This is a genomic window from Bartonella alsatica (assembly GCF_013388295.1).
GTDB lineage: Bacteria > Pseudomonadota > Alphaproteobacteria > Rhizobiales > Rhizobiaceae > Bartonella > Bartonella alsatica.
In genome coordinates this window covers 627,700-652,500 of the sequence record NZ_CP058235.1, presented here as the reverse complement: position 1 = coordinate 652,500, position 24,801 = coordinate 627,700, and the positions used below count along the sequence as shown (strand labels likewise).

Genomic DNA, 24,801 nt, shown 5'->3' with positions numbered 1-24,801 from the left:
TACCACATTATCTCTTTCTAAAAAGCTTGATGCTTCCATTCGCACTCCATGATACTTAAAAAAAAAGCTGCACCAGTTGTACAGCTTTTTTATTTGTTTTATGCTTTATGAAGAAACAGTTTTTAAAGCATGAAAGATTCCTTCCGGCTTCTGTAGCCATAATAGCCACAAACACTGGAAATTATGGCGCCAATGAGACCTCCTAAAAAACCCCACCATCCAATGCTGGATGCTGTTTTGGTAGCTTTATCCGCAGTGCGGCGTGCTTCCTTTAGGGAAGCATCAAGCTTTTTAGAAAGGGTGTCAGCTTGTTCCTCAAGAGCTTCAATAGCTTGTTCCGTTTTTTCCTCTGCCGTCTGGTAAACATGGATCGCACGGTTGGCGGTTGTTTGTGCATCGGCACGCGTCATACCATTGTTCATAAGAGTGTTGATGATATCGCTTCGATCAAACTTTGTTGTAATGGCGTCTGCACGATCAGAAAGATGATCACTGAGTTCTTTTAAATAGGTGCGATAGCGAGTAGGATCATTTTTGAAAGCGGATATCGTCGATTCAATATCTTTAAGAGCCTCCTGATAGGATTGCTTTAAGCGGTCAGGATTTAGGGCAGGAATGTCACTTTTTTTGAGAAGTGCGCGTAATTCATTGCCCAATTCATCAAAATCGACCCTATTGTCTTTTTTATCATGCAAAAAACTTTCAAAACTTTCGCCCTTTAATTTTGAAAGAAGAGGAACGAAATTTGTTTTAAGGCTGTCGGCAGTTTGTTGTGTTGGCGCAGTGTTTTCTGAAACAGCCTTAGCACTTAAACTTGCTGCACTTGAAACTATATGGATGGCTTGGATGGTCATGAGAAGTGTTAATAGAGCCCAAGTTAAAAAACCATGAAGTGCGCCTGAAGATTCTGCAAAACGTCCAGAAATAAAGCCTCCTAGGGCAAGACTGATGACCATAACAATAAGTGAACCTATACCAAAAGATAAAAAGCTTCCTTCTAATGGCGAGGAAGAGTAAAGATCAATTTGGCTTAAGCCTAAAGCTGTAACCAGAAAAGATAAGCAGATTGAAGTAGCAAGTGCTGTCACTAGTCCGGCAAAAATTGCAGACCATGAAATCGGGCTGTAAAAAAGTGAATACTGTTCTTCTTGTGAGGTCTCTCTTAGAAAGTGTGTATCAAATGGTGTCTCTTCAGGTATGCGGGTTTCCATGTTTTTATCTCCTTGAATGATGCTGGAGATAAAATGCTTCTTTAGCAATTATGTTCCAAATTAGATACGGGGTGGCTGGAAATAAACAGAGAATACAAAAAACAAAACATGTTGTTCTCACCAAAACTACATATCAAGTCGTATGTGGCTGAAATCTCTGTACAAAAGTTCAGCTTATAGCGCGCTTTTCAAAACAAACAATTGAATATCATAAATAGTTTAATAAAATTAAATATATAAATTTTTTATAATTTTGCAGCGCTTGTATTGTGATGCCAGAAAATTTGAAAATCTTTTCTTCTTTAGAAAAACATGTTACCGGTGGCGGTAATTTTTAAAACGAATTCCTTTTATAGAGTATCCAAAAATTTGAAGAAAGCCCATATTTGGTGATAAAATGTTTTATTCAGCTTTTTTAAAAAATCGTGAAATATATGGCCCTCTTTGTATTGGTTTTGATCCTAGTCATCAGGTTCTACATTCATGGAAACTAAGTTTTAATTATAAAGGTTTGAAAGATTTTTGTGATATTCTCTTAGCGGCAGTTGTTGGCAAAGTGGGCATCATAAAGCCGCAAGTTGCATTTTTTGAATTATATGGTTTTGAGGGGCTTCAAGCTCTTAAGGAACTCATTGAAAATGCACAGGAACAAGGTTTATTGGTTATTGTTGATGCAAAAAGAGGCGATATTGGTTCTACTGCTGAAGCCTATGGTAGAGCTTGGCTCGGTCCCAATAGTGCGTTCAAAGCGGATGCCATGACAGTCAATGCTTTTCTTGGTTTTGATGCTCTTATTCCTATGATAAGGATTGCAGAAGAAACAGAAACAATGGTTTTTGTGGTTGTTCAATCCTCTAATCCACAGGGAAAGCAAATCCAAAATGCGCTTATCGGTGATCAGACTCTCTCTGTTTATTTGGCACAGCGTATTTGTGATTATAATAACCAGTTTTTAGGTACGCATCATCCTGTTGGACCTATCGGTGCGGTCATTGGGGCAACTTTGGGGAGTGAATCAAAAGACACTATCGAACAGTTAAAAAACACCTTGTTTCTTGTTCCTGGTATTGGTACTCAAGGAGGAACAATAATGCAATTAACTCATCAATTTCCTAAAAATTTATGGCAGAATATTATTCCTTCTATTTCAAGGTCGATTACAGATGCTGGTCGAAATACTGTTTCTTTAAAAACGCTCATCAATGATTTTGCACAGCAAACTAAAAATACTCTTATGTCTTGAGGATTTTTGCTTATACCATAATTTTGAAGAGCATTTTAGAGAGTTTGAGAGGGATAGCCTCTCATAAAATCAAAAAATGAAAACACCGAATTTTTTATTTTTAGCTTTTCAAAGAGAATGACCTTTGTTGTGCGAAAAATCTACATTAATAGCTTTGGTTTGTATTTTTTACAGAGTTTACGTATCGCTTTCATATTGTTTCTACGCATGTCAATGATAAATTTTTTGATATTTTTTAAATGAAATTTTTCGAGATTCCGTTCTATCAAGCTTGTCTAAATATGATTATTTCTGATTCAATATTCTATTGATTTTCTCATTTTTTGAGGTTAGCTCCACCTAAAGTTACAAGACATTAGCTAGGGGTTTTCTTCTCTACAGACTGACACGGTGCAATTCACTGTCAAGTTTTTTAAATTGATTGCTGCATTGATATTTCGATCATGGGGCGTACTATAATGAAAACATTTCCATTGACGTATGTTAAGAGGAAATTGTTCAACTTTCCATCTGCAATGATGATAAATTTTACTTCTCGCATACCAACAGTCTACAACAATGATCTGTTGCTCATAGTGTGCCATCTTGTATACTAATTAATGGTGAAATGCGAAAAGCTTTGATCTATGCTGGAGCATGCGATAAATGCGGATTTTTCAGCAAGCTTTTTACATGAAGATTTTCAAGATAAAGCGTAGCAAAATGCTGAACTAAATCTGTTGTAAGTTATGCAAGCTCTCTATTTTGCTATCATCTATCCATGCGTGAAGCTTAGCTAGTTTTTACTTCTCTTTATGATGATTGTTCGAGCCTTTTGCTTACGATTTAAACGCTATGATAATGCTATAAATGATTCATCAAAGCTTTCTAAATTTTTTTCTTCCTATGGTTTCTTCTGTTGAGAGTATTGAAAATGCATTGCCGCTCAAATCAACATCAACGAAGTTTTGTTCTCGCTCGGTGGTTTTAGATTGTTTGCTTTAATGCTAAACAAACCACGGGTTCGTTTTACGGCTAATAGTTACGGACAAGATCTTTCTCTGAAATCGCGACTGTTTGCGCATATGCGTCCGATTAAGTTTGAGAGTTCTTACCTTGATTTTGGCGGCTGTATTTAATCATTAGTTACAGTAAAACAGCCATATTCTCCTTATCTTGCTAACAGTTAGATACCAGATTTTTCCTGGAAGTAAATTTTTAAAAAACATACCCAATTGAATGATTGCCCATTTGTGGAGCATTCTTAGTGACTTCCATTATCTATGAAAACTATTCTCGTTTAAGAGAATTGAATTGTCTACTCAGAATGATTAAGCTTGGGTAAAATACTATTTTTCTTCCATGCTTCATAATGCTGATACTATTTTTCAATGCTCAATTATAAGTACAGTGTATGCAATCACTTGCACGAGTTCTCTAGCTTCCTTGTTTATTATTTAAATTTAGCGCTATTTTGTGAGAAACAATTATTGCGATGTTTCTACGACTTGACAAATGTTCTCTAATAATTTTGTTTTTTCTAGAATGACTTCCATAAAGGTGAGCACTAAAGGCAGTAATAATTTCTAAAACATCTTTAGCTAAATCTTTTTCGAAACTGGTTTTCTCTCTGATTGAGAATAACAACCTCAACGCGTATGGCTTCACAACTGGTGAAGAACAATTCGGCACCGAAGCGCAATAAACGGTCTTTATGCATGATAATTAAACGACCCACTTCATTTTCAATAAGAGCAATTAGTAAACGCTTAAAATCCTTTTACGATAGTTTATTCCAGACTCTAAATTAGAGATTAATTCATAAGTCTAGCTTTCGCTTGTACAATAAAGCTCAAGAGTTTGTTTTTGTTTTTCTAAATCATCTTTTTGACCATGGCTTATACATGGGCATGAGCTATGGTTTTTCATTGTGTCGGTTCTTCTGAACGAAAAAGCTTAAGCCTTAGCTTGGAAAGATTGTAACGGTGGTGACTTCTGGCTGTATGTTTAGAAATAATTGTGTCTTCTGCTTCCCAACGCCGTAAAGTGCTGATTGAAACATCCAAAGTTTGAGGTGCCTTATTTATCCCAACGAATCTATTCATAATAGACATTAACACGTAGATACAAATAGATTACAACGAGATTGTTAAAGCTTTCAACCGCGTATAATAGAGTACTATGTGTGCTGTGCTTCGCTATAAGATAAAGTACCTTGTTGAGTTTTTGATAAACTATAAGCTTCATTGATCGGTTGATATTTCTTAGAATCACAAACAAGAACTACATGCTTCTTTAATATTGATTTTAGTTAATGCTGTTTTAAGGTTACCGGCCATAGTCTTTCTCACTATTGACATACTTAAGCAAATCATTTTCTACGAAATTGCGCTTCGTATTAAGGAATAGTGATAAATTTCCCTTTTTTCCAACTTTACGGGGATGTGATCACTTAGATCATTCTGTACACCATGTAATTTCTTGTTTATCAATGAGTTGCCAAGATTTTCTATATAGTTATTTTCTTGTGCTAGAAATTATTTTAATATCTCAGATCATTTTAAAAATGATAATCTCTTATCATAATACCTTTATCTAACCAATCTGGACTCACTCTTTATCAACATCCTTGGTAGAAAACCCATAATGCGAATAAATTGTTCTATACATCGAAGTTTGAGTAACAAAAGTGTATAAGCTGGAAATTCGGACATCGCTAATCTTTCCTACATTATTTGATTATCATTTGCTTTAGTAGCTTCCTCTGATTCAGCAGTATCAATATTATCCTGAGCTAAGCAACTTACCCGCAATTCTTCACATTTAGCATCAATTACATAATTTTTGGATAATTTCTTTTTATAGAAAACTTCTTTCTATAGGACATATTTACGTAGTGATCTAATGATTGATTCTGAACAATCGAAATACCTATGGTTTCTTTACAGAAAATCGTTTTTTCAGCCTAAAATTAAGTGATATGAGAAATTCTTGTTTTTTTCTTAATAATCTAGGATGGAATTTCCTGCTAAATTAGTGCAAGTGCCCTCTCTGTTTTCGGATGAGGTTTTCACCCGAATTTTAAATACCTGCTGCCAATGCAGCAATTCATCACTCATTCATCCGTTTTAAAATATGTGCACGTTGGATTTCTGCTACAGCAACTAGAATTTGAATAATCATTTTTCTCATCGTTTCTTCGGTACTTAAACCGTTTTCCAGAAAACGAATAAAAATTCCCTTCTTGTAACAACTGCCAATTATATGACTATATCGGCTGTATCGCATTCCAAGCGATCCATTTTAGTACGGAGAACAGTATCATCTCTTTCTGCACACATAAGTAGTTGCTGCGATCTTTCACGTTTATCTATAGAATCTGTTCTTATATCAGTGAAAATATGATTTTCGTGTACTCCAGCATTTTTAAGTTCTGTAATTTGAAGTGTTAACTTTTGTTGATTAGTTGATACTCTTCCATAATCTAATAGTACCATTTTCATTTTATAAATTACTTTTAATATAAATCAGTATCATAATATAAAGACTAATTTATTATACATTATTATTTTTAGAGTGTACCAAATATTATAAATTCGTGAAACTCTTATAAAACATGGTGCTTGTTTGAAAGCAGGCAGCTTCAGTTTATTCAAAATCGACAGTTGCTTTTATATCCCTAAAAGCAGGTATGTATCTCGCATTTTATGTTAGGAGAGGGATGTAAATGCACAAAAAGGGGTTGGGAAAAAAGTTCTTATGGAAGAAAATGTAGAGCGTATGGTAAATGCGTTTAGGGAAATGTGCTTAAAAGAAGATAAGTTAAGGGGAAAAGTAGTGGGGAGGGAGGAAGAGATAAGGCAGGTTTGAGGTGAAATGCTTGGGTTGTGGAGGAACGCATCATTTTGCATCACCAAATGAAAGAGTATAAAGATGAAGTTTAGATTCTGATGTTGGGAGTGCACGTGTTCTTATAGCGTATCCTTTTAAGGGTTGGGGACAGCACCTTTGTAAAGAAAAAGTTAGTGCATGTGAGGCTCAGGTTGATACAGTCATTACAGTATTTGTAAAATACAAGTTGTCTGTAAATACATATTGTTGAGGCTTTCAAGAAGGGAGCTTGTGAGGCTGAAATCAAGAGTTGCTTGGTGGTGTCTTTAAAAAAGCACAGATGGTTTTTCACAAATGGTTTTTCATTGAATGTTTAGTAAGAGGGAGGCCTAAAATTGAAGGCGCAAACGCTTTCAGAGAATTATCTTGAGGAATGGCAATATCTTTGTAAAACAAAAGCTGGTGTGTGTGTTGCAGAAGGCTTAGTTTGATAAAGGCATTGCGGCGTTTGTTTCTATAAGATAAGACACAAGTTATCCATGAACACGAATTGTTGCTAGAGAATCATATGTCACCAAAACAAGAAAAGACCAAAGCTCGTTTACCTCGTGGTTTTGTTGATCGTACAAGTGCGCAATTGTACGCAATTGAGACCATGATTGCTCAGATTCGTGAAGTTTATGAACTTTACGGTTTTGAAGCACTTGAAACACCAATTTTTGAATACACAGATGTGTTGGGCAAATTTTTGCCTGATTCAGATCGCCCGAATGCAGGAGTTTTTTCACTCCAAGATGATGATGAGCAATGGATGTCTTTACGTTATGATCTTACAGCACCTCTTGCTCGTTATTTTGCGGAAAATTTTGAAACTTTACCAAAGCCTTATCGAAGTTATCGTCTCGGTTTTGTCTTTCGTAATGAAAAACCTGGTCCCGGACGATTTCGGCAATTTATGCAGTTTGATGCTGATATTATTGGTACACCAACTGTTGCGGCAGATGCCGAAATTTGCATGATGGCAGCTGATAGTTTGGAAAAATTAGGAATTCAACAGCATGATTATGCCATTCGTCTTAATAACCGAAAAATTCTGGAGTGTGTCTTAGAGCAAGTTGGTTTGGGGGGAAGTGAGCAGGTTGAAAAGCGCTTAACGGTTCTTAGAGCAATTGATAAACTTGATAAATTTGGTCTTGAAGGTGTGCGTTTGCTTTTAGGCAAGGGGCGTTTGGATGAAAGTGGTGATTTTACGAAAGGAGCAGAGCTTAAGGATAAAGAGATTGACTATATTCTTTCCTTGCTTACCGTAGAGGCTGAAACAGCAGAAGAAACGCTTGACGCTCTTAGAAAAGTCGTTGGTCATCATGTGCAAGGACTTGAAGGGGTTCGTGAACTTGAAGAGATGCAGGCAATCTTTGCTGCAAATGGCACTCAGAACCGTATCAAAATTGATCCGTCTGTAGTACGGGGATTGGAATATTATACGGGTCCTGTTTTTGAAGCTGCATTGCTTTTTGATGTCTTTAATGATGATGGACAAAAAGTTATCTTTGGTTCTATTGGTGGAGGAGGGCGCTATGATGGATTAGTGGCACGTTTTCGTGGTGAAAATATTCCGGCAACAGGTTTTTCAATTGGTGTTTCACGCTTAATTACTGCTTTGCAAAATCTTGGAAAATTGTCTGTGCAGAAAACGCCAGGTCCGGTTGTGGTACTGATGATGGATAAAGAACCAGAAATTGTTGCACGCTATCAAAAAATGGTGATGCAGTTGCGCAGTGCGGGAATTTGTGCTGAGCTCTATTTAGGGGCAGCAGGCATGAAAGCACAGATGAAATATGCCGATCGTCGTGGGGCTCCTTGTGTGGTGATCCAGGGTTCACAAGAGCGCCAAAGTGGAAAAATACAGATCAAAGATTTGATTGAAGGGGCGCGTTTGTCTCATGAAATTAAGGACAATCAAACGTGGCGTGAAAGTCGACCAGCGCAAGTGACGGTTGATGAAGAACAATTGGTTAAAACAGTACAAGATGTTTTGGAAGCTCAAAAGCGGTATTTGTAGGAAAGAAACCGTACGGCAGACTTTAGAAATTTTAGATTCAATTTTCAAGGTGGGTACTTTGCTTGTTTAAACATGCTTACGCATAAGTTTAAAATCCGGTTGTTTTTTTGTGCTTGTGTGGCATAAAGTGAGGATTTTTTTAATAAATGAAAATGAATCTCATTCTCTATGGACCAGTTTTTCTTAGGGCATGATAATAGCATCTTAGTGAACCAAAATATGAGAGAAGTTCAAGCTATTTACGTTATCATGTTCAAAAAAGTTGATGGTCAGTAGTTTATAAAAAAATATTGACAGTTTGTATTGATTTAATCTTCGGATTTTCATTTTTGAACATAAAATTTTTGTATTATTTTGTGGGTAGCACAAAATTTAGAATTAGAAAAAATGGAGGGGAGCTAGCGCATTTTATTCTAGGAGACTTGTTTAAGTTTTCAAAAAAAATGGCACAACTTTAAATCAGACAATTCTTATAAAAAAATATTTTGGGTAAATTGTAAGATACTAAAATGTTTAATCACTTGATAATATTAACTTTTTATAAAAATTTTTTTAATGAAGAAATACAATAATCTAATAGAATTTTACCGTGTTATATGAAAAAATCTTTTTATTTTTGAAAAACCTAAGAATATTAGGAAATCATTTGAATTTCTTCTTTCAAATATCCTATTTGCAGTTCTTTTCCAAAACACGTTTTCAGGAGCGTTCGATAGTTGGTGTATGATTCTTGGGCTTTTATTTATTGGTGTGGAAACTTTTTTATTATGTTGTGGCAAGTATGTAAAATATCAGATGGTGATATGAATTTATGGTTTGGTCAGATAACAGTAGATCATAATATTCTAAATAACTTTTTAGCGTACGACTTTTTAACGGAATAATTGAGATATCTTGATTTTGAAACTTTTAAAGAGGGTATTAATGAGTTACAAAATAATAAAATTGTGGTGAAGGAAATAAAAAAAGATTGTTATTTTATAAACTCACACATTTTTGGACTTCCTAGATATGATGAATATTTTAAGCTAGATGAAGAAATAAATGAGGTATTTATGGCAGAACACTTAAGTGAATGTCTGCTTTAACAGTCATTTTTAATTTAAAAAGAAATCTTAATCTTTAGCGTAAATGATCACAGGAAAATAAAATTTAGAATAACAGGTTATCAAATTCTGCACCAAAATTAGTCCATTGAGAGGCTGGCATTGCTATATATATAAGACCTTTTTTAAGGTGGTATTACTTTTTAATATTTTCAATGAGGATGGATAAAAGTTGTCTTTTGGTTCGCTGGTGGGAGAAGGTGTGATGATGGATTAGTTACACGCTTTCGTAGTAAAAATATTCCGACAACAAGCGTTGCAATTTATAATTAAAATATAAACGGCACAAATTTACCTTTGCAAAGGAATTTGTGCCATCAAACTTGTATTTTGTAAATGCGTAAACTGAGTTTGAAATTAGCTTTGTAGGGCTTTTAAAATATTTTGTGGTGAAGAAACTTCATAAGGATCTGTTGTACAATTATCTGAAAAACCTGCTTCTTCAAACCATTGTTCAATCACACCATCGTTGATAACAGCAGCATAACGCCATGAGCGCATTCCAAATCCAACATTGTCTTTAGCAACAAGCATACCCATTTTGCGGGTGAATTCACCAGAACCATCAGGAATTAATTTTACGTTTTTAATATTTTGCGCTTTCCCCCAAGCATTCATAACAAAAGCATCATTGACGGAAAGACAATAGATTTCATCAATGCCAGCTTTTTTAAATTCATCGTAGAGTTTTTCAAAATCAGGAAGCTGAAAAGTTGAACAAGTAGGAGTAAAGGCTCCAGGAAGAGAAAAAAGAATAACCCGCTTTCCTTTAAAATATGTATTACTATTTACTTCTTGCCACCGGTAAGGATTATCTCCACCTATCGATTCATCGCGTACACGTGTATGGAAGGTGGTCGTGGGAACTGTTTTTCTCATCATAATCATGCTCCTGTATTTTTTATGGGAATTGCGCTTTAAAACAGTTTTGTCTTTAAAAAGCACATTTAAGAGGGCATCTTAAAAAAATCCTCTCTTTTTATTCAGTGTGCAAGTATTTCATTGTTCCGTCAAGTAGAATTAGTGGTCGACTTTGGTCAATATTCACCTTAAAATTAAGGAAATACTATAAAGGCATTTTTCGATGATAACGACAGTTTTGACCAAGGCTTTTGATGATCAAAAACCTGGAACATCTGGTTTGCGCAAAAAAGTGTCCGTTTTTCAACAGCCTCATTATGTTGAAAATTTTATACAATCTCTTTTTAACAGTATTGGATCTGTTGAGAAAAAATTGCTGATTCTTGGAGGGGATGGGCGCTATTTTAACCACTCACTTCTTCAAATTGTATTGAAAATGGCAGCAGCTCATGGTGTTGCTTGTGTGAAAGTAGGAAAAGGAGGAATTCTTTCTACACCGGCTGTTTCGCATCTTATTCGCAAATATCATGCTCATGGTGGTATTATTCTTTCAGCAAGTCACAATCCTGGTGGAGTAGAAGGGGATTGTGGCATCAAATACAACATTTCTAACGGCGGGCCTGCTCCCGATTCTTTATGTGAAGCCATTTTTGAAGTATCGCAACGTCTTTCTTTTTATAGAATTTTTGAGGCTCCAGATGTTAATTTAGCGAGGGAGGGTACAACCTATATAGGGTCGATGCGGGTTGATATCCTTGATCCTGTAACAGATTATGTAGCTTTGATGCAGGAGATTTTTGATTTTGATCAAATTGCCAAGGCGGTGCAAGAAGGTTTAACTTTGCGCTTTGATGCGATGCATGCTGTTACAGGGCCTTATGCACAGCAAATTTTTGAAAAATGTTTAGGATTTTCTGAAGGAACAGTGATTAATAGTGTTCCTTTACCAGATTTCGGAGGAAGGCATCCAGACCCTAATTTAGTGTATGCTAAGGGACTTTATAATTTTTTGATGTCAGAGCAAAGTCCTGATCTTGGGGCCGCATCTGATGGTGATGGAGATCGTAATCTCATTATTGGTCGGAAACAATATATCACGCCTTCTGATTCTTTGGCTATTATGGCTGAATATGCACATCTCATTAAAGGTTATCGTCAAGGAATTGTGGGGATTGCTCGTTCTATGCCAACAGCACGCGCTGTTGATCTGGTCGCTGAAAAAAAGGGGTTGAATTGTTTTGAAACACCAACGGGGTGGAAGTTTTTTGGAGCGCTTATGGATGCAGGAAAAGTAACTTTTTGTGGTGAAGAAAGCTTTGGAACGGGCTCTCACCATATCCGCGAAAAAGATGGTTTATGGGCTGTTTTATTTTGGTTAAATCTTTTAGCAGTTACAGGGAAAACTGTAGCACAAATCGTTCAACAGCATTGGTATACTTATGGACGTTTTTACTCTTTACGCCATGATTATGAAGAAGTAGATGCCTGTAAAGCTCACGCAATTGTGGAGCAGTTGCGTGCACATTTACCAGAGACAGGAACAGAAATTGCGGGACTTCGGGTTGAAAAAGCAGATGATTTTACCTATCATGATCCCGTTAATCAGACTGTTAGCACTAAACAAGGTATACGCGTTTTTTTCGAGAATGGAGCACGGCTTGTGGTGCGCTTATCGGGAACAGGAACGCTAGGAGCCACTTTACGGCTTTATTTTGAGCAGTATGAAGGTGATCCACGCAAGCACAATCTAGATCCGCAAAAAATTCTCCAACCTTTACAACAGGCGGCATTAGAATTGTTGGATATACAAAAGCAATTAGACCGTGAGCGCCCCAGTATTATCACATGAAAACATTATATTAAATTGCTTTTTAGGGGAATCATTATTTCTTTATGCCTGGGGTTAGTTTTGTTTATTATGATGGAAGAGCTTTCCTTCATTTTCCAGAAATTTTCTTTCACTTAAGCTTGTGCACGGATTTGATTTCAACAACTGAATGCCATTGGCAAAAAGAATTGTAGTACGAATGCTCCAATATTCTTAGTAGAGGATTTTATTTCAAGAAGGTTTGTATTTCATTGTTTATTACAGATAGATTATCTTTTGAGGATCAATAAGTCACTGTATATCCGTTTTTAGAAACTTCTGCTTTTACTGCTGTGGGGTGTAAAGTTGTGTCATTTTATGCATTATACGTAAGAATTTTTCTAGCCTTTGCAACAGCGTTCAGTAAGACATATATTTTTCAAGAATGCTTGTGAGTGATGCAAAGTGACAATTAATAGAAAGCTTTATCATTCTTCTTTCATTCGGTTTTACGCTTTTTAAAAGTAGCTCGAGCAATATTTAAAGATTGAGAATTGCATATTTCTTCACGTTTTTTTGCGTGTTTATTGAGCTGTTTAATGGGAGCATGTCCTTTATTGAAGAAAACAGTACACCATTATGTTTTTGTTGTATGCACTTTATTTGAAGAAATATCTTTTTTGTTCTAAAGATTTTTTATTACAATGGTTTGTTAAGGCAATGATGCAAGACACATTGGACGCTACTATTTTTATTTGTGTAAGGTATAAATTTTATTTGTGTAAGGTATAAACTATCACCATCATTTTGTTTTACAGCTCAAAATGTTGTGCCTGTCTTGTATTAAGATGATGGCATTTTACTTCTATCTTAAATGATTTTTATTGATTTTAAATACAAGGGTTTAACAAGGGTTTAAAATGAAAAAATATGCTTGTATTTAGGGTTCTTAAATTCAAAATGTAAAATAGTGATTTATCCATATCGTCAATGTGTTAAGTTTAAAAATAGAAAAAAATACTCTCTTATGGCTTTTTATGCACAACATAAAAGCTATCCGTGCCAATATGCCCAAAATCTGGAAATTTTCTTAGCTTTGCTAAAAGGTAGCGTTTAATAGAACTTTGCAAGAGATCATGCATAAATTGTTGAAGATGTAATGACAATCAGAGACCATTCACGATCCGATTGTCATTACAAAAAGGTTTATTTCAGAGAGTTTTACATTCTGTCGTTTATTGTGGAGCGATCATTTTTTTGGGGTCAACTAGACGGTCATAATCCTCCCCTGAAACGCCTGCTTTTAGTGCTTCAACACGCAAAGTTGTATCATTTTTATGCGCTGCTTTGGCAATTTCGGCGGCTTTTTCATAACCAATTTCTGGCGCTAGTGCTGTTACGAGCATGAGAGAGCGTTCCATGAGAGAGTGAATATGGATTCGATTGGCACGTAACCCTTGGATGCAATGCAGATCAAAAGAGCGCATGCAATCACCAAGAAGTGTAATCGATTGTAAAACATTATAGCCAATAACGGGTTTATAAACATTTAGTTCAAAATGCCCTTGGCTGGCGGCAAATGTTACACTGGTATGATTACCAAAGACTTGGCAGGCAACCATTGTCATTGCTTCGCATTGTGTAGGATTGACTTTGCCGGGCATGATAGAAGAGCCTGGTTCATTTTCGGGCAAGTTTAGTTCCCCTAAGCCTGAACGAGGACCTGATCCCAAGAAGCGGATGTCGTTGGCAATTTTAAACAGATCAGCGGCTAGAGCATTCAAACTTCCATGGAAATGTGCAAGGGCTCCATGATGGGCGAGGGCTTCAAATTTATTGCTGGCAGTCTTAAAGGTTATTCCTGTGAGGGTGCTGATTGTTTCGGCAAAGGCAACATCAAAACCTTTCGGTGCATTGAGACCTGTTCCAACGGCTGTTCCTCCTTGGGCAAGCATCTGGACATCGGTAAGAGCTGTTTTAATGCGGTGGCGGTTGGCTTCTAGTGCGGCGCGATAGCCTGAAAATTCTTGTGCTAAAGTTAAGGGTGTTGCATCTTGAGTATGGGTACGTCCGATTTTAATGATGTCAGCAAATTCTTCTTCTTTTTTTCGTAAAGTAGTAATAAGGGCGTCGAGAATGGGAAATAAGTGTTGGTGTGTTTGCAGTGTGGTGGCAATGTGAAGCGCTGTGGGAAAGGAGTCGTTTGATGATTGACTCATATTTACATGGTCATTGGGGTGAACCGGTGTTTTGCTTCCTAATTTTCCTCCCAAAAGCATGTTGGCATAATTGGCAATAACTTCATTCACGTTCATATTGCTTTGCGTGCCAGAGCCTGTTTGCCAAACAGAAAGGGGAAAGTGTGTATCGAATGCACCTGCGAGCACTTCGTCGGCTGCAGTAATGATTGCTTTCCCGATATTTTGCGAGAGCTTTCCTTTTTCCATATTCACAAGTGCTGCGGCCTTTTTGATAAGACTTAAAGCATAAATGATGGTGAGGGGTTGTTTTTCTATACCAATGTTAAAATTATGCAGTGAGCGTTCAGTTTGTGCGCCCCAATAACGGTCTTGCTGGACCGAAATCGTTCCAAAGCTATCCGTTTCCTGACGTGTTTCAACCATGATAAGCTCCTTTTATGTTCGCGGATTAATAAAAAGCTAGATAAAGCAAAATAGGAAAAAGAGGCAAGACTTTAAGATAAATTATTTTTTGAAGAATCCTTGACATTGAAGAAGGGTAATTTTATATCTTGAGCAATGCTAGCACTCCTAAACTAAGAGTGCTAGCAAGAACTTAAGATTAATTCAATTATATTAAGTTTAAGGATTTAAAACATGGCTAACATACAATTCCGCCCACTGCACGATCGTGTCGTTGTTCGTCGGGTTGAATCTGAAAATAAAACTGCTGGTGGGATTATCATTCCTGATACAGCAAAGGAAAAACCTCAAGAAGGTGAAGTTATTGCTATTGGCAATGGTGCTCTCGATGATAACGGAAAACGTGTGCCTTTAGAAGTAAAAACAGGAGACCGTATACTATTTGGAAAATGGTCTGGAACCGAAGTAAAGATTAATGGGGAAGACCTCTTAATCATGAAAGAATCTGACATTATGGGAATTCTAGGCTGATTTAGCCTTTTAATATTTCCGTTTTGTATTATTTGGCACTTTGTTCTTTGATTTAAGACAACTCCAAGGAGAATTTAAATGGCTGCTAAAGAAGTCAAATTTGGCCGTGAAGCGCGTGAGCGTTTGTTGCGCGGTGTTGATATCCTTGCTAACGCTGTAAAGGTAACACTCGGCCCTAAAGGTCGTAATGTGGTAATTGATAAATCATTTGGTGCGCCTCGCATCACAAAAGATGGTGTGTCCGTTGCAAAGGAAATCGAACTGGAAGATAAGTTCGAAAATATGGGTGCGCAAATGTTGCGCGAAGTTGCTTCCAAAACCAATGATATTGCTGGTGATGGAACAACCACTGCAACCGTTTTGGGACAGGCTATTGTACAAGAAGGTATAAAAGCTGTTGCTGCAGGCATGAACCCAATGGATCTTAAACGCGGAATTGATGCTGCTGTTGATGAAGTGGTGGCAAATCTCTTCAAAAAAGCAAAGAAAATTCAAACTTCAGCAGAAATTGCACAAGTAGGAACAATTTCCGCTAATGGTGCTGCTGAAATCGGCAAAATGATTGCTAACGCTATGGAAAAAGTTGGCAATGAAGGTGTCATTACTGTCGAAGAAGCAAAAACGGCTGAAACCGAATTAGAAGTCGTGGAAGGAATGCAGTTTGATCGTGGATATCTTTCACCTTACTTTGTCACGAATGCTGAGAAAATGGTGGCTGATCTCGATGATCCTTACATCCTCATTCATGAAAAGAAATTGTCTAATTTACAATCTTTGCTTCCTGTGCTTGAAGCTGTTGTTCAGTCCGGTAAACCACTTCTCATTATCGCAGAAGATGTAGAGGGCGAAGCTTTAGCAACGCTTGTTGTCAATAAGTTGCGCGGTGGTTTGAAAATTGCTGCTGTAAAAGCTCCAGGATTTGGTGATCGCCGTAAAGCTATGCTCGAGGATATTGCAATCTTAACCTCGGGGCAGGTTATTTCCGAAGATGTAGGCATTAAGCTTGAAAATGTCACTTTGGATATGCTTGGACGTGCTAAGAAAGTCAATATTTCTAAAGAAAATACCACGATTATTGATGGTGCTGGACAAAAAGCTGAGATTAATGCACGCGTAAATCAAATCAAGGCTCAGATTGAGGAAACCACTTCTGATTATGATCGTGAAAAATTGCAAGAAAGACTTGCTAAACTCGCTGGTGGTGTTGCTGTTATCCGTGTCGGTGGTGCTACAGAAGTGGAAGTGAAAGAAAAGAAAGACCGTGTTGATGATGCCTTGAATGCAACACGTGCTGCTGTAGAAGAAGGTATTGTTGCTGGTGGTGGGACGGCATTGTTGCGTGCAGCAAGTGCTTTGACCGTTAAAGGAAGCAATCCTGATCAAGAAGCTGGTATTAATATTGTTCGTCGTGCTCTACAAGCACCAGCACGTCAAATTGCTAGCAATGCCGGTGAAGAAGCAGCGATTATTGTTGGCAAAGTATTGGAAAATAAGGCAGATACGTTTGGTTACAACACCGCAACCGGTGAATTTGGTGATTTGATTGCTTTGGGAATTGTTGATCCTGTGAAAGTTGTGCGTTCTGCGCTCCAAAATGCTGCTTCAGTGGCTAGCCTTCTGATCACAACGGAAGCAATGGTTGCTGAAACTCCAAAGAAAGAAACTCCAATGCCTCCAATGCCTGGCGGTGGAATGGGTGGAATGGGCGGAATGGATTTCTAAGCTCCTTTCACTAAAGGTTAAGAAAAACGGGCCAAATAGGCCCGTTTTTTGTGTGCTCCTCTTTGTTTATTGCTGTTTTTTTTAATATTGGTTTTCTCTTTCCTTAGAATTTTTACTTCTTATCGCTTGTGTTAAGAGATATTGCTTTTCTTTCATGCAGTTTTTTACACAATAAGATTTCTACTAAGAGGAAATATTTTTTTACAAGTGGTTGCACTTTGAAAGTGTTTCGCTTTGGTAAATTCAACTATTTAATTTATAGTAATAATTTATTTTTACAACTTGAATAAAATTTTTAAGTATAAGAAACTTTTTTATTGTGAGAGCTCTCTCGTTTTAAGAGTAAAAAATGTTTGTTTATTTACATGTTACAAGTGAGAGGAGTGTAGGGAAAAAAGATTGTTTAAGATCTTAAGATGTGAATACCATATACTTCTTATGAGCTGTCTTTAAAAGCACGATGCAACATTGAGAGTTCGGAAATAGAATGATGATTCTGACTTGATTAAGTGTAAAGATGATGATGTCTCAATTGAATTTTGCATTATATTCTGCATTGGGGCTGAGGGGGTGATAAGATCAGAAAAAAGCGAGCTGTTTTCTGAAACAATAGACAATCTATTCGGTATTCGTGTTGCTCTATGACCGCCGAAAGGCATAATTTTTCTTGAATGGAAGAGGAGATATATGAACCAATATCCTAAGTGCCCTCACTGTGGTGGTCTTTATACTTATGAAGAGGGTGAAAATTTTGTGTGTCCTGAATGTGCACATGAGTGGCCACAAAAGAGTGAAGAGTCTTTTTCTACTGCTATCGTTTGTGATGTCAATGGTCAGGTTTTGACAAATGGAGATAGCGTGATGGTAATGAAAGATCTTAAAATAAAAGGGGCTGCATCCGTTCTCAAGAGTGGAACTAAGGTGAAAAATATCCGCCTCGTGGAAGGGGATCATAATATTGATTGTAAGATTCCTGGGATTGGCCAGATTGGTTTAAAATCGGAATTCGTTAAAAAAATTTAGTTTGTAGAGTGGTTTCTGATTTGTTAAAGCATATTTTTTTAAACCAAAGGTATATTTTCAGGGGTAGAATTGCTTTAATTCTTTTAAATGATATGAATCCTTAAAGAAAATATACTCTGGTGGTATCCTGATGCGTTCTGGGGTGATAGATCTGATATAGCTCTGTGAAGTAATGTTCTAGCTCCTATGAGATTGTGACTGTAGAGAAAACGTGATGTAATGTTTTGGGTTGCGACTTGAGTTTTATTATGGCGTTTTAAGGAAGTAATATTCTCGCTAGTGTGTTTGTTTTTATCGGTATTTTGTAAGATTATTCTCATTTTATTGTGGCATTGCTTCAACGCTTAAAACTTCTGGAATAAAATGCCGTAAAAGATTTTCAATACCATGTTTTAGCGTTGCGGTTGAGGAGGGGCATCCGGAGCAAGCACCACGCATGTTGAGGTAAACAATACCGTTTTCAAATCCGCGAAAAGTAATATCTCCACCATCATTGGCCACTGCTGGGCGAATACGCGTTTCAAGGAGCTCTTTAATTGTTAGAACGATATCAGCATCTTTTTCGTCATAAAATTCTTCGTTAAGATCATCGGTCTGCGCTTGTGACGTGGCGTTGGTGATGATAACTGGATCACCAGACAGAAAATGTTCCATAATTGTACCTAAAATGATCGGTTTAAGATGTTGCCATTCACCCTCTTTTTTGCTTACGGTGATGAAATCATAACCTAAAAAAACACCATTGACATTTGGTATATTCAACAGCTTAGCAGCTAAAGGCGAATTTTTAGCGGCTTCTTCACGGTTACGAAATTCTAAGACACCTTCGGAAAGAACCACGCGGCCTGGCAGAAATTTCAGTGTTGCAGGATTTGGTGTGGTTTCAGTTTGAATAAACATACACTCTCCTTTTACTGTGAGGAATTAGGAAAATCATTGTATCCCAAAAGTTTTTTTAGGCAATTGATTCAATATCTTCATAGGCGAGATTGCTCGGAATGACGGTGACAGGAATTGAAAAAGCTGTTCCCCGATTACCGATTAATTGAACAAGTGGTCCTGGTCCTTCTGTGTGTTCACTAGCTGCTAAAACAATAAGTGCAATCTCTTTATCTTCGTTAATTAGTTTAGAAATTTCATCGATTTTTTTACCTTCACGCATCATGATTTCTGTTTCAAGAGCGTGTGTAGTGCGTATATCATTAGCAATTTCTCCCAACATTTTATAGGCATTTTGCGTTGATTCTGATCGCATAACGTCGTTTACACCCAGAAAATGTTGAAATTCAACATTGTCAACAACACAAAGTAATACCAATGTTCTCTTGGTATTTTTGGCATGGTAAGCAGCAAAAGTAACAGCACGACGACATTCTGGGGTTTCATCGATAATAACTAAAATTTTCCGCTTGTGATCTGTTTTCGGATTTTTTTTCTTAGAAACCATGCTTTTTCTCTTTAGTTTTTTACAGAAAATTTTTTTACTCTTTGCATTTTAAATTTTACTGTTTTATGTACTTTGTAGAAATCCAACGATTTCACGGACTTTTTTCATATTTTTTTCTGCCAGAGTACTGGCACGTTCTGCGCCATCACGTAAAACAGAATCGATGTATCCGTTGTCTTTAAGAAGACGGTGTAGTTCTTGTGTTATCGGTTCAAGTTTATGGACGACAAGGTCAGCTAAAGCTTTTTTAAATAGTGAAAATTGTTGTCCAGAAAACTCTGAAAGTGCCTTTTCCTTGCTTATTTCTGCAAAAGCTGCATAAATACCAAGTAGATTATCGATCTCTGGCCGTTCTTTTAGGGCTGCAGAAGTATCGGGGAGAGGTGCGGAATCGGTTTTTGCTTTGCGTATCTTTTTTACGATAAGATCAGTATCATCCATCAAATTAATGCGTGAAAAATCTGAAGGATCTGTTTTTGACATTTTTTTTGTACCATCACGCAATGACATAATGCGCGTGGCTGTTTTCCCTATCAACGCTTCTGGCATTGGGAAAAAACCTTGTTTTGTTTCTTCACCCATTTGCATCGGAACACCAAAATTTAAGTCTGCAATGCGGTGAGCATAGTCGTTGTTGAATTTTTGTGCAATATCACGTGTCAGTTCAACATGCTGTTTTTGATCTTCGCCCACTGGAACATGTGTAGCACGGTAGAGTAAAATATCAGCTGCCATCAGGCTTGGATAAGCAAAAAGTCCAAGGGATGCTTTTTCACGATCTTTTCCTGCTTTATCTTTAAATTGTGTCATGCGCTGGAGCCAACCAATACGAGCGATACAATTTAAAATCCAAGCCAGTTCAGCATGTTGAAAAACCCGAGATTGGTTGAAAATAATGTGTTTTTGAGGATTAATACCAGCAGCTAAAAAGGCTGCTGTAACTGCTCTGGTTGATTCACGTAAGATTATTGAATCTGGATTCACGGTGAGTGCGTGCATGTCGACAATGCAATACAAGCAATCATAGGACGTTTGCAGTTCAACCCAATGTTTGATGGCTCCAAGATAATTACCAAGGTGTAAATTACCACTCGGTTGTACGCCAGAAAAAACAAGCGGTGTGAAAGTGTCCATAGAAAAGTTCTTTCTTTTAAGTAAATATTCGTTTTGTATTTTGTGACAAAGTGTTTTTCTGAAAGCAAGATAAAATGTTATAGGTGTTTTTTGATATTTTTGAGGGTGCGGAAAAAGGAACGTGTGTCAAGTAAAAAATAGGCACTCAAATATACCACGAATATGACAAGCATTATCCCTGCTAAGGTGCTAGCACGCAAGAAGAATGATGCTTGTGAGGATAAAGAAAAAGATAAAAAGCCAAGCACATGAAGCAGATAATAAAGGATCATGGCGCACAAAATAGTGACAATGATCAAACATGTAATGCATTTTAACAGTTGTACATCGTATTTCCAATAGCCGCGTTTGATAAGGATACCACAAAGCAATAAGGTGTTGACCCATCCAGAGGTAATTTCCGCAATGACAATGCCGCGTGCTGATAAAATGGGGAATAATGTTAAGGCAAGACTAATATTGATGAAAACGCTAATGCCAGTGAAAATCATTGGTGTTTTTGTATCTTCATGAGCAAAAAAATTAGGAATAAATACTTTGATCAGTACAAAAGCGGGAAGTCCTAGGCCGTAAAGTGCAACTAATTGTGCTACATGGTGTGTGGATTCACTGGTGAACTGTCCACGTTCAAAAAGCAAACTGACAACGGGAGTGGAGAGCAGCAAAAAGGCAACGGATGCGGGTAAAGTTAACAGTAAGGTTAATTCAATAGATCGATTTTGTAAATCGTGCGTTTCTTTGTGTTTTTTACTGCGTAGAGCTCTTGTTAATTCTGGTAAAAGAACAGTAGCGACGGCAATTGCTATCACGCCTAGTGGCAATTGATAAAGACGATCAGCATACATCAAAGAAGATACAGCACCTGATTGGCTGGAAGCAATGTTAGTATTGATTAATAAATTGATTTGCGTAATGCCTCCTGTGATTGCAACAGGGAGGGCTAAAGTTAAAAGTTTCCGAACATTGGGGCTGAAATAGGGACGACGGAGGAAAATCTTCATCCCACTTTGACGTAAAGAAACAGAGATTAAAGTGAGTTGGATAATTCCTGCTGCTAAGACGCCCCAAGAAAGATTTAAACCGATATGCCAAGCATCAAGTTGATATATCCAGGCATAGGCAAGAACGCCAATCAAAATAATATTCAGAAAAAGAGGGGCAATAGCTGCGATAAAATAGCGTCGCAAGGCATTTAACATTCCCCCCATCATTGCTGCTAAAGACATGCATGTTAAATAGGGAAACATGATTGCGGTAAAATGAATCGTAGCGTTAAATTTTGTGGTATCCTCTGCAAATCCTGGAGCAATAATTGTTTTCACTAAAAAAGGCATACTTAATTCCATGGCGATGGTTAAAAGTAAGAGCAGTGAAAAGAGAATACCAAAAACTTCTTCTGCAAATTTGCATGCAGTTTCTTGACCATCTTCGGTAATTTTTTTTGCAAAAAGAGGAACAAAAGCCGCATTAAAGGCCCCTTCAGCAAAAAAACGGCGGAATGTATTGGGAAAACGAAAGGCGGCGTTGAATGCATCGGAAACAGGACCAGTTCCCAACATTGCTGCCATCAACATTTCACGTATAAAGCCAAAAATGCGGCTCATTAGAGTGCCAGAAGCAACAGTGGCAAATTTTTTAAACAGAATCATAAAAACACATCAAGTTTGTCATAAAAGTAGAGAAGCTAAAAAGGTAAATAAAAATATTTTAGATCATGAAAATTTGAGCAGTAAGCTCATACAATAATACATTTTTGAAGCATTTTACGATGGTGTTTGTTTTTCTATCAACAAGGGCACACAAAGGGTTCTAAATTGTATTGTTGTTAACATATAATAGTTTTTATTATGTTCATAAAACAACAAAATTTTTTCTCTCAAATTGAATATATGGGACAAGTGTGACGAATTAAAAAAAACGTGGAGAGAGTAGATGAAACGATAGTATCTATATTTATGATTGTTTTTGTTTTTTCTCGATGTTACATGCATGGCATCTCTTTGCTTCTTTACAGTTTATTGCTGTAGAGTACAGTTTATATAGCAAAATATAACTAATTGTTAAATGTCTTTATTTTACATGTTGGCTTTATAAAGTGTCTAAAATGGTTAAACACACTAACTAAACTTTTTTATAGTGATTTAAAATGCTTAAAACTATGGAAAGTGTCTTCATATGTGCAGAAACATACTGCCTATATTCTCGTAGGGATGTGTTCACATTATCTTTCTGAATTGCAATTGCTATACTCTCATAAACCTACGTTTACTTATCCTCTTCTCAGAGGTATTAACCGATGGAGAAAAGATATCTAAAAGCGATAATCCAGCTTGAAAAAAAGTTAAAATATTAAAATTATGTGTACACATAATCATTAACTTTTATGCACTTGAATGCTCTGCTATTTTTGATAGTTTCTGTTATTTTCTCTGTTTTAATTGCTGTCTTATCGGGAATTATAGGGCATTTCTCGTAACTGTTTTGCTTTGTAGAATGATGTGGGTTTAAGTTTTTCTATTGGTCGAATTCGTGGTAACAAAAAGTGCTGCGATTGGAGAATCTGTTTTATTTTTTGATGTACCAATGGTTTTAGTAAGTTCTTGAGGATTTTTTTCTTTTATATCTTCATAGCTTGCTTGATAAAGGGCAGTTTTGCAATTGTCGAAATATGATCATTTATCTGCCTTTGCAGTTCAGGAAATTTCGATAAAGCTTTTGTTGTTTTTCTTTGGATAGAAAAAATAAATTTTTTATTTGTTCCCTAGGAAATTATTATTTATTTTTCACACCGTTTTGTTCCATGTAATAGTCATGTAGAATATTCTTTGCTGCTTGTTTTATAGCATTTATATAATCAGAAATGCTGTGGCGTAAGGGTTTTCTTCAGTATGCTGTGTGCACACTATTTTTACGCCACATATTTTGAAACCAGCGAACCTAGAAATAGATGGAGGGAATTCTCCAGTCTGTTATGCGAAATTTGCTTTATAGAGATATTTTTGTTCGTTACTAGAGTTTTGGTCTTCAACATTATTTTTTTGTCCATTATGAGGGTAGTACAAATACTCTTACACAAATTTTTGATCTTTTTTTACTTTTTTGATCACGTACATTGTTTTGAGTCTTTTCAGTAATTACGTTACATGTAAAAGATGTTATGTTATTCTTTTGAAATAAATATTTCTTGCGATTTTTGAACGAGAGGTACAGTGAAAGAGAAGAGATCACCAAGTTTCAATATTTTTATTTATTCTGGTGTGAGGTGTTTTTTATTTCCTATAATGAAAGTGCTGTTAATATTTATTATGAAGCTATTTGGTCCATTCTCTCTATAGAAGCTCGTAGGGGTTTCATTTTTTTTAGCAGTCAACGTAAGTTGGTGGTTAATGCTCTCAAGTTTTATATTTTTCATAGGGTCCAAGAAGTTCTTTAAGATATAGCACTTTTGGGGATTGGAAATTTCTTCAGATAGATGTTTTGTTAGGCCCAGATTTAGATTGCTATTTTGCGTTGCTGCAACATTGGCGATTATCCATGCGTCCTTTTGTTACAAGAGAGAAGTTTAAATTACGTCCTGCAGATTGGCCGATCTTTTCAAAAAATATTCGTTTGTGAGCGCTCATACCTTTTTTGAAAGGGGGAGGGTTGAAAGAAATCTCCCGTATTCAAGAAATTTTCGCGCGGTAGAGTCTTTCATATAGTTTTTCTCGATGAGTGTTTTATCTAAAGTTTCAAGCCATTTTTGAATCTGTGGTACAGTAGCAAAAGGAATTTCAGTATTTCTTTTGTATAGCTCAGCATACTAACAATGCTGCCATCTTCAAAGGTCAAGAAGTTATCGCGGGTATATAAACCTATTCAAATGTATGTTGAAACAAGCATTGACGAATGTATTTTAGATAGAAAAGAACAATTTTTTTGTCAGATATTTCTTGTACATATTGGTCATTTCTCGTGATACATTATGAGTACATTACATGCTATTTTGTCCATGATTTCATATCTATTTTTGAGTGTTTTGCTATTGCGATAAAAACTTCTCGCAAATATCTGTGTGTTTTTCTCTAAACATAACTCGAACTATGAAAGTATTAAACTTCTCGTATGAAGTACTCCCTTGCATATCCTTCTAAAATTTAGAGCATTTCGTGATGAAGTGTTATCTTTTAAAGCATATGAGGATTGATAGTTATGTCAATCACTTCGCTATACTTTTATCATCTTTTTTGGGGGGGAAGATG

Annotated in this window: 16 protein-coding genes and 2 pseudogenes; 8 read left to right on the top strand and 10 right to left on the bottom strand. The window is 36.5% G+C overall.

The features are described from left to right. Nucleotides 1-122: 122 nt before the first annotated feature. Nucleotides 123-1,211: a YrzE family protein gene (locus tag HWV54_RS02700; protein WP_005864425.1), complete on the bottom strand. Its 1,089-nt coding sequence runs from the start codon at nucleotides 1,209-1,211 to the stop codon at nucleotides 123-125. A 397-nt stretch (nucleotides 1,212-1,608) separates the two neighbouring features. On the opposite strand from HWV54_RS02700, the gene pyrF reads away from it, so the two are divergent. Further along, nucleotides 1,609-2,454, top strand: a complete 846-nt coding sequence (pyrF, locus tag HWV54_RS02695; protein WP_005864427.1) for an orotidine-5'-phosphate decarboxylase — start codon at nucleotides 1,609-1,611, stop codon at nucleotides 2,452-2,454. A gap of 359 nt (nucleotides 2,455-2,813) precedes the next feature. Here pyrF and HWV54_RS06985 read toward each other — a convergent pair whose 3' ends face one another. Next, a complete protein-coding gene (locus HWV54_RS06985; protein WP_245256306.1) occupies nucleotides 2,814-3,038 on the bottom strand; it encodes a transposase in 225 nt (74 codons plus the stop codon). Nucleotides 3,039-3,437: 399 nt separating this feature from the next. Between HWV54_RS06985 and HWV54_RS07160 the strand changes: the two genes are divergently transcribed. Continuing rightward, complete coding sequence (locus HWV54_RS07160; RefSeq protein WP_280641468.1) at nucleotides 3,438-3,572, top strand: hypothetical protein; 135 nt, start codon at nucleotides 3,438-3,440, stop codon at nucleotides 3,570-3,572. A gap of 348 nt (nucleotides 3,573-3,920) precedes the next feature. On the opposite strand, the pseudogene HWV54_RS07235 reads toward HWV54_RS07160, so the two are convergent. Next, nucleotides 3,921-4,538, bottom strand: a pseudogene (locus HWV54_RS07235) (IS607 family transposase). 1,006 nt (nucleotides 4,539-5,544) lie between these two features. Beyond that, nucleotides 5,545-5,930: pseudogene (locus HWV54_RS02685) on the bottom strand (recombinase family protein). A gap of 902 nt (nucleotides 5,931-6,832) precedes the next feature. On the opposite strand from HWV54_RS02685, the gene hisS reads away from it, so the two are divergent. Together hisS and HWV54_RS06980 are read left to right on the top strand one after the other, a co-directional pair. Then, on the top strand, nucleotides 6,833-8,326 hold the full coding sequence (hisS, locus tag HWV54_RS02680) for a histidine--tRNA ligase (RefSeq protein ID WP_005864434.1): 1,494 nt from the start codon (nucleotides 6,833-6,835) through the stop codon (nucleotides 8,324-8,326). A gap of 884 nt (nucleotides 8,327-9,210) precedes the next feature. Next, complete coding sequence (locus HWV54_RS06980; protein ID WP_245256308.1) at nucleotides 9,211-9,414, top strand: hypothetical protein; 204 nt, start codon at nucleotides 9,211-9,213, stop codon at nucleotides 9,412-9,414. Nucleotides 9,415-9,789: 375 nt separating this feature from the next. On the opposite strand, the gene HWV54_RS02670 is transcribed toward HWV54_RS06980, so the two are convergent. After that, nucleotides 9,790-10,314, bottom strand: a complete 525-nt coding sequence (locus HWV54_RS02670) for a peroxiredoxin (RefSeq protein WP_005864436.1) — start codon at nucleotides 10,312-10,314, stop codon at nucleotides 9,790-9,792. Between the two features lie 202 nt (nucleotides 10,315-10,516). Here HWV54_RS02670 and HWV54_RS02665 point away from each other — a divergent pair, with 202 nt between their 5' ends. Beyond that, complete coding sequence (locus tag HWV54_RS02665; RefSeq protein ID WP_005864437.1) at nucleotides 10,517-12,142, top strand: alpha-D-glucose phosphate-specific phosphoglucomutase; 1,626 nt, start codon at nucleotides 10,517-10,519, stop codon at nucleotides 12,140-12,142. A 1,193-nt stretch (nucleotides 12,143-13,335) separates the two neighbouring features. Here HWV54_RS02665 and fumC read toward each other — a convergent pair. Further along, complete coding sequence (gene fumC / locus HWV54_RS02660; RefSeq protein ID WP_005864439.1) at nucleotides 13,336-14,724, bottom strand: class II fumarate hydratase; 1,389 nt, start codon at nucleotides 14,722-14,724, stop codon at nucleotides 13,336-13,338. 213 nt (nucleotides 14,725-14,937) lie between these two features. Between fumC and groES the strand changes: the two genes are divergently transcribed. From groES to HWV54_RS02645, 3 genes are all read left to right on the top strand, one after another. Then, the gene (gene groES, locus HWV54_RS02655; protein WP_005864441.1) at nucleotides 14,938-15,234 is read left to right on the top strand and encodes a co-chaperone GroES; all 297 of its coding nucleotides are present in this window, start codon (nucleotides 14,938-14,940) and stop codon (nucleotides 15,232-15,234) included. Nucleotides 15,235-15,312: 78 nt separating this feature from the next. Continuing rightward, nucleotides 15,313-16,956, top strand: coding sequence for a chaperonin GroEL (groL, locus tag HWV54_RS02650; protein WP_005864443.1), 1,644 nt, complete (start codon nucleotides 15,313-15,315; stop codon nucleotides 16,954-16,956). A 687-nt stretch (nucleotides 16,957-17,643) separates the two neighbouring features. Next, complete coding sequence (locus tag HWV54_RS02645) at nucleotides 17,644-17,979, top strand: zinc ribbon domain-containing protein YjdM (protein WP_005864446.1); 336 nt, start codon at nucleotides 17,644-17,646, stop codon at nucleotides 17,977-17,979. A 321-nt stretch (nucleotides 17,980-18,300) separates the two neighbouring features. Here HWV54_RS02645 and HWV54_RS02640 read toward each other — a convergent pair whose 3' ends face one another. The 4 genes from HWV54_RS02640 to murJ form a co-directional block, all read right to left on the bottom strand. After that, nucleotides 18,301-18,879 carry a NifU family protein gene (locus HWV54_RS02640; RefSeq protein WP_005864448.1) on the bottom strand — a complete coding sequence of 193 codons (579 nt, stop codon included), beginning with the start codon at nucleotides 18,877-18,879 and terminating at the stop codon, nucleotides 18,301-18,303. 55 nt (nucleotides 18,880-18,934) lie between these two features. Continuing rightward, the gene (locus tag HWV54_RS02635) at nucleotides 18,935-19,426 is read right to left on the bottom strand and encodes a universal stress protein (RefSeq protein ID WP_005864450.1); all 492 of its coding nucleotides are present in this window, start codon (nucleotides 19,424-19,426) and stop codon (nucleotides 18,935-18,937) included. A 63-nt stretch (nucleotides 19,427-19,489) separates the two neighbouring features. Continuing rightward, nucleotides 19,490-20,560, bottom strand: a complete 1,071-nt coding sequence (trpS, locus tag HWV54_RS02630; protein WP_005864452.1) for a tryptophan--tRNA ligase — start codon at nucleotides 20,558-20,560, stop codon at nucleotides 19,490-19,492. A gap of 77 nt (nucleotides 20,561-20,637) precedes the next feature. Next, nucleotides 20,638-22,209 (bottom strand): murein biosynthesis integral membrane protein MurJ, encoded by a 1,572-nt coding sequence (gene murJ, locus HWV54_RS02625; RefSeq protein WP_005864453.1) that lies wholly within the window; start codon nucleotides 22,207-22,209, stop codon nucleotides 20,638-20,640. Nucleotides 22,210-24,801: the final 2,592 nt, after the last annotated feature.